13 protein-coding genes are annotated in these 12,425 nt (G+C 66.6%); 6 read left to right on the top strand and 7 right to left on the bottom strand.

Features of this window, described 5'->3' with window-relative positions:
* The first annotated feature begins 150 nt into the window (after positions 1 to 150).
* The 3 genes from IRZ12_RS10530 (at position 151) to IRZ12_RS10520 (ending at position 3,029) form a co-directional block, all read left to right on the top strand.
* A complete protein-coding gene (locus IRZ12_RS10530; RefSeq protein ID WP_296468120.1) occupies positions 151 to 1,044 on the top strand; it encodes a dioxygenase in 894 nt (297 codons plus the stop codon).
* Between the two features lie 153 nt (positions 1,045 to 1,197).
* A complete protein-coding gene (locus tag IRZ12_RS10525) occupies positions 1,198 to 2,148 on the top strand; it encodes a bifunctional helix-turn-helix transcriptional regulator/GNAT family N-acetyltransferase (RefSeq protein WP_296468118.1) in 951 nt (316 codons plus the stop codon).
* Positions 2,145 to 3,029, top strand: coding sequence for an alpha/beta fold hydrolase (locus IRZ12_RS10520; protein ID WP_296468116.1), 885 nt, complete (start codon positions 2,145 to 2,147; stop codon positions 3,027 to 3,029). Before IRZ12_RS10525 ends, IRZ12_RS10520 begins: the two co-directional genes overlap by 4 nt.
* A gap of 152 nt (positions 3,030 to 3,181) precedes the next feature.
* Here IRZ12_RS10520 and IRZ12_RS10515 read toward each other — a convergent pair whose 3' ends face one another.
* Complete coding sequence (locus IRZ12_RS10515) at positions 3,182 to 3,928, bottom strand: SDR family oxidoreductase (protein WP_296468114.1); 747 nt, start codon at positions 3,926 to 3,928, stop codon at positions 3,182 to 3,184.
* Complete coding sequence (locus IRZ12_RS10510) at positions 3,925 to 5,124, bottom strand: MFS transporter (protein WP_296468112.1); 1,200 nt, start codon at positions 5,122 to 5,124, stop codon at positions 3,925 to 3,927. The genes IRZ12_RS10515 and IRZ12_RS10510 overlap by 4 nt, the downstream gene beginning before the upstream one ends.
* 174 nt (positions 5,125 to 5,298) lie before the next feature.
* Here IRZ12_RS10510 and IRZ12_RS10505 point away from each other — a divergent pair, with 174 nt between their 5' ends.
* The 3 genes from IRZ12_RS10505 to IRZ12_RS10495 are packed head-to-tail and all read left to right on the top strand — an operon-like array spanning position 5,299 to position 6,815.
* A complete protein-coding gene (locus IRZ12_RS10505; protein ID WP_296468110.1) occupies positions 5,299 to 6,204 on the top strand; it encodes a LysR family transcriptional regulator in 906 nt (301 codons plus the stop codon).
* An 18-nt stretch (positions 6,205 to 6,222) separates the two neighbouring features.
* Positions 6,223 to 6,447, top strand: coding sequence for a LysR family transcriptional regulator (locus IRZ12_RS10500; protein WP_296468108.1), 225 nt, complete (start codon positions 6,223 to 6,225; stop codon positions 6,445 to 6,447).
* Positions 6,444 to 6,815, top strand: coding sequence for a tripartite tricarboxylate transporter substrate-binding protein (locus IRZ12_RS10495; protein ID WP_296468106.1), 372 nt, complete (start codon positions 6,444 to 6,446; stop codon positions 6,813 to 6,815). Before IRZ12_RS10500 ends, IRZ12_RS10495 begins: the two co-directional genes overlap by 4 nt.
* 109 nt (positions 6,816 to 6,924) lie before the next feature.
* Here the strand turns inward: IRZ12_RS10495 and speE are convergent, their stop codons facing one another.
* The 5 genes from speE to IRZ12_RS10470 form a co-directional block, all read right to left on the bottom strand.
* Positions 6,925 to 8,169, bottom strand: a complete 1,245-nt coding sequence (gene speE, locus IRZ12_RS10490) for a polyamine aminopropyltransferase (protein ID WP_296468104.1) — start codon at positions 8,167 to 8,169, stop codon at positions 6,925 to 6,927.
* Positions 8,170 to 8,458: 289 nt separating this feature from the next.
* Positions 8,459 to 9,463, bottom strand: a complete 1,005-nt coding sequence (locus IRZ12_RS10485; RefSeq protein WP_296468102.1) for a tripartite tricarboxylate transporter substrate binding protein — start codon at positions 9,461 to 9,463, stop codon at positions 8,459 to 8,461.
* 278 nt (positions 9,464 to 9,741) lie between these two features.
* Positions 9,742 to 10,548 (bottom strand): aspartate dehydrogenase, encoded by an 807-nt coding sequence (locus IRZ12_RS10480; protein ID WP_296468100.1) that lies wholly within the window; start codon positions 10,546 to 10,548, stop codon positions 9,742 to 9,744.
* A gap of 25 nt (positions 10,549 to 10,573) precedes the next feature.
* Positions 10,574 to 11,374, bottom strand: coding sequence for an IclR family transcriptional regulator (locus IRZ12_RS10475; protein WP_296468098.1), 801 nt, complete (start codon positions 11,372 to 11,374; stop codon positions 10,574 to 10,576).
* Positions 11,375 to 11,376: 2 nt separating this feature from the next.
* A complete protein-coding gene (locus IRZ12_RS10470; protein ID WP_296468096.1) occupies positions 11,377 to 12,255 on the bottom strand; it encodes an alpha/beta hydrolase in 879 nt (292 codons plus the stop codon).
* Positions 12,256 to 12,425 lie beyond the last annotated feature (170 nt).

Here is a 12,425-nt window from a genome sequence, read left to right as displayed (position 1 = left end):
AAATGGCGAAGTTCCATGGCGTGCGACGGCTGTCCTTCCCATAGAAGTGGGCCAGATTATCACGGCAGGACGCCGGTCGCGGCGCCGCTTGCTTAAGCAGGCCCGCCGACGATGGGGCCGCTGACGATAACTATCAGGAGAGAGGTGAGTATGGATGCAACGAGTACCTGCGCGCTGGACTTGACGGAAAAAGTCATTGCTTCGTTGTCCGGCTGTGAGGATGAGCGGTTCCGCTTCGTCATGACGGAGCTGGTCAAGCATTTGCATGCGTTTGCGCGCAAGGTCGATCTGCGTTCCGAGGAGTGGATGGCGGCGATACAGTTCTTGACTGCCGTGGGACAGACGTGCACCGACAAGCGCCAGGAATTCATCCTGCTTTCGGATACCCTGGGTTTGTCGATGCTGGTGGTGGCCTTGGCGCAGATGCGCGCCAGCAAGGCGAGCACCAACGCGGTGACGCCTGCGACCGAAGCCACGGTGCTCGGCCCGTATTACTGGGAGGGGGCGCCCGACCTGCCGCTTGGCGCGGACTTGGGCGCCGGCGTGCGCGGCGAGCCGGCTTTCTATCACGGGAGGGTCACCGATACGGAGGGACGTCCTTTGGCGGGCGCGCTCTTGGACATCTGGTCTGGCGACGGCGAAGGCGTCTACGACATGCAGCTCGAAGGCAATGCCCAAATGCGGGCGCGTGGCCGCATTCGCACCGACGAGGAAGGGCGGTATTGGTTCTGGTCCATCAAGCCGAGCTTTTATCCCATCCCGATGGACGGACCGGTCGGCCGGATGATAGAGCACATGCGGCGCGATCCCAACCGGCCTGGGCACATCCACATGATCGTGTCGGCCGAAGGCCATGTTCCCATCGCGACGCATTTGTTCGTGGCTAACAGCCCCTACCTGGAGACGGACGTCGTGTTCGGCGTGCGGGACAGCCTCATCGTGCCGTTCGAGCGCATGGAGCCAGGGACGGCCAGCGACGGACGGGTGATGGACCGCCCTTACTGGGAAGCACATTACGATTTCAGGCTCGCTGCGGCAAAGTAGCGTGTCGTTCCTGCGCGGAGGCGGGTGGCCGGCAGTATCGGCTCCGCGATGACGCAGGGGACGGCATCGCGGGAAGGCCAGGCGGTTGCCCGGGATTTGCGGACCGGGGCATTTCGATATACGGTTGTACCGTACAACCATATCGGAGGTGCCATGGCGGTTGTCTTGGAATCGCCGCTGATCGACTGCGTCCGCGAAGCGTCGCGGCAAATCGTGCGGGAACTGGGCTTCATGAAGCCCACTTTGGCGGCGACGGACTATCCGCCCTCGGCCGTGCACGCCATCGTCGAGATCGGCCGCCATGGTGCGCTTGCGGCGGCCCAATTGGCCGAGCGGCTGAAGCTAGAGAAATCCAGCGTCAGCCGCATGGTTCGCAAGCTGATCGAAGCTGGCGAGTTGCGGGAATCGCCGAGCGCTGAGGACGGGCGGGTCAAGCTGCTGACGCTCACGGCGCGCGGCCGCCGCACGTTGGCCGCCATCGATGCCTATGGCAGCCAACAGGTCGCCAAGGCGCTTGCGCCGCTGTCCGCCGCCGAGCGGCAGGCGGTGGAGTGCGGCCTGCGCACGTACGCGCAGGCATTGGCCGGGCGCGGGGCCGGCAAAGCCGAGGCCGTTCCCGTTCGCATCGAACGGGGTTACCGGCCGGGCCTCGTGGGCCGGGTCGTCGAAATGCACGGACGCTACTATGCCCGGGCGGCCGGATTCGGCGCCTATTTCGAGGGCAAGGTCGCCAGCGGGCTTGCCGAGTTCTGCGCGCGGCCTGCCTCGACGCGCAGTGAAATCTGGACTGCCCTGCTCGGCGACCGCATCGTCGGCGCCGTGGCCATCGACGGCGACGCCCTCGGCCCAGACGCCGCGCATCTGCGCTGGTTCATCGTGGAAGAAGGCATGCGCGGCGCCGGCATAGGCGCCAAGCTGTTGGATGAAGCCGTGGCCTTCTGCGACGCACAGGGTTTCCCCAAGATCATGCTGTGGACCTTCCAAGGCCTCGACGCCGCGCACCGCCTGTACGAGGCCCACGGCTTCGTGCTCGCCGAGGAGTGGGTCGGCGACCAATGGGGAACGGAAGTGGTCGAGCAGCGATTCGAACGGAGCCGTCCGTGAGCGCCCTGTCCAAGCCTCCCGCGAGCGGCATCGACCTGCCGGGCGCGGCCATGGCCATCACCATTCCGGCCGCGGACGGCTATCCGCTCGCCGCCTTCGTTTGGCGGGGCGTGGATGCCCCGCGGTTGGTCCCGCGTCCCGTCGTGGTCATCAACGCGGCAACCTCGGTCAAGAGCCGTTATTACTTTCGCTTCGCGCAGTACCTGTACGACAACGGCATGGATGCGGTGGTCTATGACTACCGCGGCATCGGCCATTCGCGTCCCGGGCGCCTGCGCGGCTTCCAGGCCAGTTGGACGGATTGGGGGGCGCTCGACTGCGAAGCCGTGCTCGAGTACGCGACACGCATGTGGGCGGGACGCGAGGTTCATTTGGTCGGACACAGCTTTGGCGGATGGGCTCCGGCACTGGCTCCGTCGAACCGGTACATCAGCCGCATGGTGACCGTCGGCGCGCAATTTGCCTATTGGCGCGATTACGGGGCCGGGGCGCGATGGCGCATGGCGCTCAAATGGCATGTGGTCATGCCGGCGTTGGCGCGCGTGTTCGGCTATTTCCCAGGGCGCCGCCTCGGGTGGCTGGAAGACGCGCCCGCCGGCGTGGCGCGGGATTGGAGTGCGCCGACGCCGCGCTATGAAGACCGTCCCAGCGCCCGCCGCCAGTTCCGGGATGCCGGCTTGCCCGCGGCGCAGGCGCGCGCCCACATCCTTGCCATCAGCCTGACGGACGACCCGTTCGGGACCGTCGAAGCCATCGACCGCGCGTTAGGCTATTTCATTCGGTGCGAGCGCACGCATTTGCGCATTGCGCCGCGAGAGATCGGCCGGGAGAAGGTGGGCCATTTCGCCTTTTTCCACAGCGATTTCCAGGACGTCTTGTGACCGGTGGCCTTGGCTTGGCTGCGGGGCGCGGACCGCGGGACGATCAGCCGGATGATCGGCGTGCCTGCCCGGGCGTGGCCACCTGGCTAGCCGTTTCCGGCGTGGTGCCAGTCCTTGCCAGACACCCGAGCCTTGGCCAGCGCCCAGGCCGGCTACAGGCCGCCCGCGACTTTGAGTACCGAGCCCGTTACGTAGCCTGCGCGTTCCGATAGCAGCCACATGACCGCCTCGGCGATTTCTTCGGCGCGCGCGATACGCCCCATTGGCACGCGCGCTGCGATGCGCTTGGGACGGTCGGGTTCGCCGGCTGCGGCATGGATGTCCGTCAGCGTCGTTCCCGGCGCGACCGCATTGACGCGGATCCCCTGCGCCGCGACCTCGCGCGCGAGGCCGACGGTAAAACCCTCCACCGCGGCCTTGGATGCGGCGTAGTGCACGTACTCGCCAGGCGCCCCGGATGCGGCGGCGATGGACGAGACGTTGACGATGTGGCCGGGCCTGCCTTGTTCCAGCCACATGCGTACCGCGTGCCGGCTAAAGCTCATGGTCCCCATGACGTTCACTTCCAATACGCGCCGCAGGGTCTTGGTGTCGGCTGCGTGGAAGGGGCCGATGGGGCCCGTGACCCCGGCGTTATTGACCAGGCCGGTTATCGCCCGGGGTAGGGAGGCAGCATGCGCGAACACGCGGTCTGCGGCGTCGTCGTCTGCGACGTCCGCCTGGATGCAGGTCGCTTCGCGGCCAAGGGCCCGGATTTCCTGTACCAAGGCGTGCGCCGCATCGCCCTGCTCGTGGTAGGTGAAGCAAACATCGTAGCCGGCAGCGGCCGCCAAGCGGACCGTCGCGGCGCCTATGCCGCGGCTGCCGCCGGTAACGACGATGGTGCCTGGATGCGTCATGGGCTTGCCTCCTTGCGATGACGACGGTGAAGCGCGACGGCGGCTGCCAGTAGCGCCACGGACATGACCAGCATCAATGCCAAGGTTCCCGGGTAGCCCAGGTTTCTGATGGCCAATGCAAATACGACCGGTGCGCCGGCGCACAGGATGAAAACCGGCTTCAGGACGCCGCCGACGATGCGGCCGTATTGCCGCGCATCGAACAGGGCGAGCGGGATCGCGCCGCGCATGATGGTGGCCATCCCGTTTCCTGCGCCGTATAGGAGTGTAAAGAGTGCCGCGCCGGGCAGGGTCGTGCCGGCGGCGAGCGCGGCGGCGAATGCGAGGCACAGTAGCGAACATGGAACGAGATTGACGGTCAGTATGCCGATGCGCTGGCCGGCGAGCGCGAGGCTGCAGCGTCCTGCCACCTGGCCTAGGCCGAAGAGCGTGGACAGGGTAATGGCCGTGGCCGGCGTCCAGCCGAGCCCGTGCAACATGCCGGGCAGGTGCGCGGCCATGCCGGACTGGAGGAAAAGGACGATCGCGGCGGTGCAGCCGTAAAGCGCGACGTCTGCGCGGAGTGCCGGCAGCGGGACCGTGGTGACCGCGCTTGCGGCCGGGCCTGCGGCCTCACGGTGTGCCGGCAGGGCCAGGTGCAGCAGGGATGACGCTGCCAGTGCCAGGGCATAGGCAAGCAGGGCCGCGCGCCATCCCCAGGCCTCGGCCATCCACTGGCCGAGCGGCCAGAAGACCGTCGAGGCGAACCCGCCGAATAGTGTGATGGATGACATTGCGGTGCGTGAGCGAGGCCCCGCGAGGTGCGCCAAGGCGGCGAAGGCCGCATCGTAGAGCGCGAGGCGCATGGCAAGCCCGAGCAGTATCCAGCCCAGGTAGTAGACGGCGCCGTGATGCGCAACGGCCAGCGTGGCGCAGCCCGCGGCACCAATCCAGCATCCTGCCATCATGGCCGCGCGGCCTCCGCGCCGGTCGATCCAGCGTCCTGCGGAGGCCGAGGCGATTCCCATGACGACCAGGGCGCAGGAGAACCCGCCGTATACGAATCCTGCCTGCCAGCCGGTTTCCGCCTGGATCGATGGGCCGAACACTGACACGAGGTAGTGCATCGTGCCCCAGGCGATGACCTGGGCCACGCCGAGGCAAACGACGATACGGCGGGGGATGACGTTCTCCCGGGCCACAACCGGTGTCTTCATCGCAGATGGAGAGGCGGGCGTGCCCGGAGAAGGGCGATGGGGCATGGCTGGCGATGGGAAGTCGGTCCGGACGAAGCGCCCGGCGTCGGGGTTTGTATGGCGTTGACCGTACTCTAGCGTTTGGCATTACATAAAAGAACCTGCGTCTTCTTATGCAATGCATAAACAACTTCTATGCAGCCCCTGAATCCCGCCTACCTGCTCACTTTCAGCAGCGCAATGGAATTGGGCAGCTTCACCGCTGCCGCCGAACGGGCCGGCATGACGCAACCTGCGGTCAGCCACCAGATACGCGAGTTGGAGCGCAGGTTGCAGTTGCGCCTGGTCGAGCGGGTCGGGCGGCGGGTGATGCCTACCCAGGCCGGGCGTTTGCTGCTGGAGCACACGGCGCGCATCAAGCTTGCGCTCGACGACGCCGAGGCGGCGATGCAGCAACATGCGAATGCGCCGGGCGGGCTCGTTCGCATCGGCACCGGCGCCACCGCCTGCATTCACTTGCTGCCGCCGGTACTCAGGCAACTCAAGCGCAAAGTGCCGCAGCTCGACATCGCGGTGAGCACCGGCAATACGCCGGAGATCCTGCGCCGCGTGGAAGACAACACGCTGGATGCCGCGCTGGTGACATTGCCGGCAGCCGGGCGCAGCCTGGATATCCGGCCGGTGGTGCGTGATGCGTTCCTGGCGATCGCGCCGCGTGGCCAGGCGTCGATGAAGCGAATTTCGCCGCAGGCGCTAGCACGGCAGCCGCTCGTGCTGTTCGAGCGGGGTGCCAATACACGCCGGTTGATCGATGAGTGGTTCGGCCGGGCGGGTTGCCACGTCAAGCCCGTGATGGAGCTGGGCAGCGTGGAGGCGATCAAGGAGATGGTGGCGGCAGGGCTCGGGTGGTCGCTATTGCCCCAACTGTCGGTGGCGACCGCGCGACTCCGGAGCGGCCTGGACGTCATCCCGCTTGCACCCGGCCTGGAGCGGCGGTTGGCGTGGGTGATGCGGCGCGACAAGCCGCTGAGCCGCGCATTGGGAATGGTGCGCGACGCGGTGCTAGGGCTGCAGGCGGCGTCACGCGCGCCCTTCCAATGAAAACGAGCAGGAGCCCTCATGCTGGACTACAAGCGAATCAACCTCCAGTTGCTGACCTACCTGGACGCTTTGATGAAAGAGCGGCACGTCACGCGCGCGGCGGAACGGGTAGGCATAGGACAGTCCGCGATGTCCAGCGCGCTGGCGCGGTTGCGGGAAATCTTTCACGATCCGCTGTTGGTCAAGACCTCAGCCGGGATGGAGCCGACCGCGAGAGGCCTGGAGCTGGCGCGGGCCAGGTGAGCTGTACGCACGATGGCGCGGCCAAACCGCACGTGGACGCGGGCAAGGTCAAAGCGATCGCGACGACAGGCAGCGTCCGGGACCCGCGGTTCCCCGACCTGCCAACGGTGGACGAGGCGGGCTTGAAAGGCTACGACATGACCTGGTGGCAAGGCGTGATGGCACCGGCAGGAACGCCCTCCGAGGTGGTGGATGTGCTGGGCCGGGCGCTGCAAACGATTGCCGCGGACCAGGCGTTGCGCAGCAAGGCCTACGACATTGGCTTGAACGTCCAGTATGCTCCGGCCCAGGCACTAGCCGAGCAAGTTGCACAGGACATCGCCAAGTTCCGGCGTATCGCCGCCGAGGCAAAAATCGTGCTGGAATGAACCGGTGGGATGGCGCGGGCGGCGCTTTTGCGCCGGGCGCAAGGATAAAGCGTCCGTCATCGCGTTCCGGGGGCGTTCCGGGCAATGACGGACGCAGGAGCAGGATGCGTCAGGCCTCGTCTGCGACGAGCCGGCGGTAATAGTTCGGCAGGGCGAACAGCGCGCCGTGGACCTGGGCGTTGTAGTACTGTAGGTCGCCGACCCGGCGCTCTTCCAGGCGCCCATGTATCGTTTCGCCCGGCACCGCGACGGGGTCGAGCGAGTCGGATGCCACGGCCAGCCCCCAATATGTACCGTAGAGCGGGATGTGCAGCCCGTATGGGCGCACGTAGGCAAACTCGCTGCGCAGCGTGCGGCAGAACCCGCGGACTTGGTCGGCCTGGTGAAAAGGGGAGCCAATGTGCAGCACCAAGGCCCCGCCGGGCGACAACGCCTCTTTGCACCGGCGGAAGAACTCCGGTGTGTAGAGTGGGCCCGCAGGCGTATCCGGGTCGGTCAGGTCGAGCAAGATCAGGTCGTAGCGCTCGGAGGTGCGTGCAAGAAAGGCGGCACCGTCTTCGACCAACACCGTGGCGCGCGGATCGTTCAGCGCGCCACGATGGATCTTTTCCAAGTATTGGCGTGCGACGTCGATGACGGCGCCGTCCAGGTCCACCAGGGTTGCGCGTTCGATGGTGCGGTGTTTCAGCAGTTCTTCCAGCGCACCGCCGTCGCCGCCGCCCATGATCAACGCGGACCGCGGAGCGGGATGCGCGGTGGCGGCAGGGTGCACGAGGGCTTCGTGGTAGAAAAATTCCTCGGCTTCGGACGTCATGAACCGCCCATCGAGCCGCAGCGTGCGGCCTAGCGCCGCCGATTCGAGCAGTTCCAGCCTTTGGTATGCGGTTTGCCGGCTCAGGATGCGCCGCTCGAAGCGGAAGCCGAAATGGGCGACGTCGGCCACGTTCTCCAGCAGGAGCTCGCCGGCTTCCGCGGGGCCGTCGGCATCTCCGCGCAGCAATTGCTGGCGCTGTTGGTCCCCCGGTTGAAATGCCTCGACGATGGCCTTCATTAGGGCTTCGGCTTTGCGGGAATTGTCTTCCTGGAAGTTACAGACGTATACGTCGAGCGTCACGCCCTTGCGCTCTGGCCATGTATGCACGGCAAGGTGCGACTCGGCCAGCAGCAGCATGCCGGTCACGCCGCCGGGCTGGCCCTGGAATTCGGGAAAGGTGTGCCATTTCTCGTCAACCAGGGTCAATCCGGCCTCGAGAGTATGTTGGCGGCAAAGACGCGCGAGCGTGTCTGCGTCCGTCATCAGGACGGCATCGCAGGCGCAATGGTAAAGATCTGCGGTTAAGTGCAGGCCTTGCATGGTGTCGATGCTCCTTGGAAATGAGTCTTGCGACCAAGGGACGGGCACAACGAAAGCCCGGGTAGGCCGATGGCCTCCGATTTTTCTTGCGAAGCGGCCGGTTCTCCTGCGAAACGGCTGGCAAAAACGCTCGAGTCTACTCCAACATGAGCAGGTTCGCGAGACCCCCGGCGCCGGACGCCCCCGGATTTCTCGCGTGGATCGTCTAGGATAAAGAAAAAGACGACCCCTCGCAGGCCGCGAGGGGTCGTCCGGAGCGGGCGTCTCGCCGCCGGGCTCCGGTTCGCCGTCAGCCTGCGGTAATGCCGCGGGCCTTGATCACTTTTTCCCAGGTCTTGGTTTCGTCAGCCTGGAACTTGCGGAACGCCTCCAGGCGCAGCGGCGAGGGATCCAGGCCTTGCGCCTTGAGCGTTTCCAGGGTGGCGGGATCGCCCAGGATCTTGGTCACGTCGCGCGCCAGTTGGCCGGCGATGTTGGCGGGGGTCGAGCTGGGCAGGTAGAGGCCGTACCAGGAGACGACGTTCACGCCCTCGACGCCGGCCTGGGCCAGCGTGGGCACCTCGGGCAGGACGCTCGAGCGATCTGCGCCGGTCAGGGCCAGGGCGCGCAGTTTGCCTGCCTTGATTTGCGGCATGAGCGTGGGGACCGCGCCGAAAATCACCTGGATTTGGCCGCCCAGTGTGTCGTTCAGTGCTTGCGTGGTGCCTTTATAGGGTACGTGCAGCAAGTCCGCGCCGGTGGCGTCCTTGAACAATTCGCCGGCCAGGTGCAGGCCGCTGCCCACGCCGGGCGAGCCGTAGGCCATGGTGCCGGGCTTGGCCTTCGTCAGCGCGATGAGCTCCTGGATGTTGCGGGCGGGAACCGACGGGAACACGGCGATGGCGTTGGGCGCCTTGGCCAGCATCGCGACGGAAATGAAGTCCTTCTCGACGTTGTAGGGCAGGTTGGGCATCAGCGTCGGGTTGATGGTCATGTTGCCTGCCGGGACCACCAGCATCGTGTGACCGTCGCCCGCCGCGCGCTTGACGAGTTCGATGCCGATGTTGCCGTTGGCGCCGGGACGGTTTTCCACCACGGCGCTTTGGCCATAGAGATGCTGCAGTCCGGTCGCCAGCAGGCGCGACAGCACGTCGACGGGGCCGCCGGGGGGGAACGGGGCGACGATGCGGAATTGCCCCTGCTTGAGCGCGGCCTGGGCGGCGGCATCGTCAGCGGCGGGAGCCTGGGCGAAAGAGGCCGTGGCGACCGTCGCGAGCAAAGCGCCGGCCACCAGGCGGAGACTGGGTTTGAACATGTTGATTGACTACTCCAAGACAGAAACGGTCTGTTTCCTACTTATTCACCGGGCCTAGCCGGTCGCGGCGCCGGGCCCGCACAGGGCCCAGGCGCCAGGGAACAGACCGGGTCGGCGGAAAAGGGCGTGCTTTTCCGCCGCAAAAAAAACCTGCCGGTACTCAGTCTTACGCCGGTTGCGAGTCAGGCAGGCAGGACGGATCGCTCCTCCGATCCTCTCCCCTTCGGGGGATACCCCTGCAGCCGTTGGCTGCTGGTTCGATACGTGAGATCGAACTTCTAGATGCTTATGGCGTGGGCCTGGTTGCCGATGGCCCGCACGACGCTGTAGACGGTCAGCGCCGAGGTTTTCGGGTTGGCCGCGAGCGGCTTGCCCCGCATCGTGATTTCGAAGCTGCCGAAGGCGCCGCGGGCTTCCACGTGGTGGACGTTTTCCTTGCTGGTCGGGTCGGCGATGAGGCGCACCTGGGTGCGGTCCAAGCCCAGGCCAGCCAGCGAAAGCGTGGCGGCGACGTTGGCATTCTTCGGGAAGAGCCGGGCGGCTTCGCCGGCCGGGCCTTCGAAGATGACGGTAGGCTCGGTCAGCGACTCGAGCTGGAACGGGCCGTCGGCGGGCGTATCTTTCCAGGCCAGCGCCGGTTTGCGACCGGTATAGACCACCGAGTCCAGGCCGCCGATCTTCGCCGCCGCCAGCGCGTCGATGCCGCCGATGGCACCGGACAGCAGCTGGATCTGGGTCTTGCCGCGGGTCGCCGCTTCTTCCAGTTGGCGCGCGAGCTCGACGTCGGACAGCGCGCCGATGGATACCACGAGGCAGGGGATGCCTTGTTCCAGGGCCGGCAATACATGCGCGCGCAGCGCACCGTGCCCTGCGCATTCGACCAGCAGGTCGGGACGCTCGGCAACGTCGGCCAGGCGCGTGACGACCTGGGCCCGGGGAGCGATCTGCGCGATCTGCTCGCGCGCCGCCGCGAGAGCGTTCTCCGGCACGATCACGCTGTCGACCGATACGTCGGGGTCATTCTTCAACAGCGACAGGACGCTGGTGCCGATGGCGCCCGCTCCGATCATGGAAATTCTCAACATGAATGGCTCCTGGGCATACGCCCGGTCAACGAGTGGGTGAGTAATTGAGCAGGCGCGACAATTCGTCCGCGGTGGCTCTAACTTGTTGGATCAAATCGTCGACGCGCGATGCCTCGACGCGCGACGAAGGAAGCGCGGCGCCGAGCGCCGCGACCACGCGACCCGTATGATCGCGAACGGGGGCCGCGATACTGGTAATGCTGGGCTCGTAGAAGCCGGCGCCCATGGCATATCCCTGGGCCCGGTCTTGTTCGAGCATTTCGCGCAGCGCCGCCAGCGTGGGCGGCGTGCTGGGGGAAAAGACCTCCAGTTGTTCCTCGGAATAGAGTTCGCGGAGCTCTTCATCGTCGAGGTCGCTCAGCATGACCCGGCCCAGCACCGTGGCATGCGCGGGCAAGCGCGTTCCCAGGCTCACGGCGCTGGGAAACAGCGTGGGCGCCGAGACTTTGGCGACGTAGACGATGGAGCGGCCATCCCTGACCACCAGGTTGCAGGAATACCCGCTTTCGTCCCGCAGGCGCTGCAACAGCGGCGAACCGAGCTCGGTCAGCTCCAGCGAGGCAAGGTACTCAAAGCCCAAGGTGAGCACCGCCATCCCCAGCCGATAACTGCGGCCGCCTTCCGTGCGCTCGATGAAGCCGAGCGCCTCCAGCGTGGTCAGCAGCCGGAATACGGTCGACCTCGGCAGCCCCAAGCGGCGCGCGATTTCCGGTGCGGAGAGAATGCGGTCCTGCCGTCCGAATTGGCCCAGCAGCCGCAGGCCCCGCTCGAGCCCGGGAACGATGTAGCGGTCCGGGATGTCTTCGCTGGTGACGACTTCGCTCATGATCAACGCGAGGCGGCGGCGAGGGCTTGTTCAAGTATGGCGGCGACGGCTCCGGGCCGTTCGATGTGGCAGGCGTGCCCGGCGACATCGATGCTTCCATAGGGCGCCTGGAACATTTCGGCGATGGCTCGGCAGTTGGCCGGGATGGTGACCGTGTCCTGGTCTCCCGAGTGCACCTCTACCGGTACCGGGGCCGGTGCATAGCGCGACATGTCTGCGTTGCACAGCATTTCGATGGCCTGGCGGTAGCCGGCCGCATCGAGGCGTTCCATGTTCCAGCGGACCCACGCGAGCGCTTCGGCGCTCGGTTGCGCGGACAACATCTTGGCCGGGCGCGAACGCGCCATGCCGGCGATGCCCACTTGCTCTAGCGTGCGGATCCGTTCGGCGCGGACGGCTTCGCGGCGTTCGGCTTGTGCGGGATTGCCGTAGCCGCGCGTCGGGCTCAGCAGCACCAGGCGGGCCACCCGTCCTTTACCCAGGCCGTGCGCATACGCTGTGGCCATCAGCGTGCCGAGGGAGTGCCCGGCCAGCACGCAGCGTTCGATTCCCAGCGCATCGAGCATTTGGTGCAGCCGCGCGGCGTAGTCTTCCGGCCCCGGGGACGCAGGCGCCAGTCTTGCGGAGTTGCCATAACCCGGCGCATCCCACGCGATGACGCGCGTGCGCCCGGCCAGCTCGAGGGCAGCGTGCAGCCACGACCCCGCGCCCGAGCCGATGCCGTGCAGGAGGACGAGCGCCATGCCGTCCGCGCCCGTTTGGCCAGCCTCGCGAAAACACTGCGCGCCGTCGGCGGTTTGCACCGACCGCTCGGCGAAACGGGTATTGAGCAGCTCCAGTGTTTCTGGCGACGGTTCCGGCGCCAGCGTTTCGGTATGCATGGTCCTCAGTCCTTCAACCTTCTCATATCGGGGCGTTGGCACGGCAGTCCGGCGACGCGTCGCGATGCGATCCGGAACGTTTGCCAGCGCCTATAAGGCGGTGCAGGCGAGGCCGGCATAGCCCGCCCGCCCGCACCCCCCCTCGCGACGCTACCCCGCCGGAATTGACC

Origin of the sequence: Pigmentiphaga sp., assembly GCF_019689535.1 — a bacterium.
Taxonomy (GTDB): Bacteria; Pseudomonadota; Gammaproteobacteria; order Burkholderiales; family Burkholderiaceae_B; genus Pigmentiphaga.
Note: the sequence above shows the minus strand (reverse complement) of the source record. Positions and strands in the feature narration are given on the sequence as shown.

What these genes read in the sequence shown, in the direction of transcription:
- IRZ12_RS10530 (WP_296468120.1), top strand. Translation starts at nt 151, where the DNA reads ATGGATGCAACGAGTACCTGCGCGCTGGACTTGACGGAAAAAGTCATT.
- IRZ12_RS10525 (WP_296468118.1), top strand. Translation starts at nt 1,198, where the DNA reads ATGGCGGTTGTCTTGGAATCGCCGCTGATCGACTGCGTCCGCGAAGCG.
- IRZ12_RS10515 (WP_296468114.1), bottom strand. Translation starts at nt 3,928, where the DNA reads ATGACGCATCCAGGCACCATCGTCGTTACCGGCGGCAGCCGCGGCATA.
- IRZ12_RS10510 (WP_296468112.1), bottom strand. Translation starts at nt 5,124, where the DNA reads ATGAAGACACCGGTTGTGGCCCGGGAGAACGTCATCCCCCGCCGTATC.
- IRZ12_RS10505 (WP_296468110.1), top strand. Translation starts at nt 5,299, where the DNA reads ATGCAGCCCCTGAATCCCGCCTACCTGCTCACTTTCAGCAGCGCAATG.
- IRZ12_RS10500 (WP_296468108.1), top strand. Translation starts at nt 6,223, where the DNA reads ATGCTGGACTACAAGCGAATCAACCTCCAGTTGCTGACCTACCTGGAC.
- speE (WP_296468104.1), bottom strand. Translation starts at nt 8,169, where the DNA reads ATGCAAGGCCTGCACTTAACCGCAGATCTTTACCATTGCGCCTGCGAT.
- IRZ12_RS10485 (WP_296468102.1), bottom strand. Translation starts at nt 9,463, where the DNA reads ATGTTCAAACCCAGTCTCCGCCTGGTGGCCGGCGCTTTGCTCGCGACG.
- IRZ12_RS10480 (WP_296468100.1), bottom strand. Translation starts at nt 10,548, where the DNA reads ATGTTGAGAATTTCCATGATCGGAGCGGGCGCCATCGGCACCAGCGTC.
- IRZ12_RS10475 (WP_296468098.1), bottom strand. Translation starts at nt 11,374, where the DNA reads ATGAGCGAAGTCGTCACCAGCGAAGACATCCCGGACCGCTACATCGTT.
- IRZ12_RS10470 (WP_296468096.1), bottom strand. Translation starts at nt 12,255, where the DNA reads ATGCATACCGAAACGCTGGCGCCGGAACCGTCGCCAGAAACACTGGAG.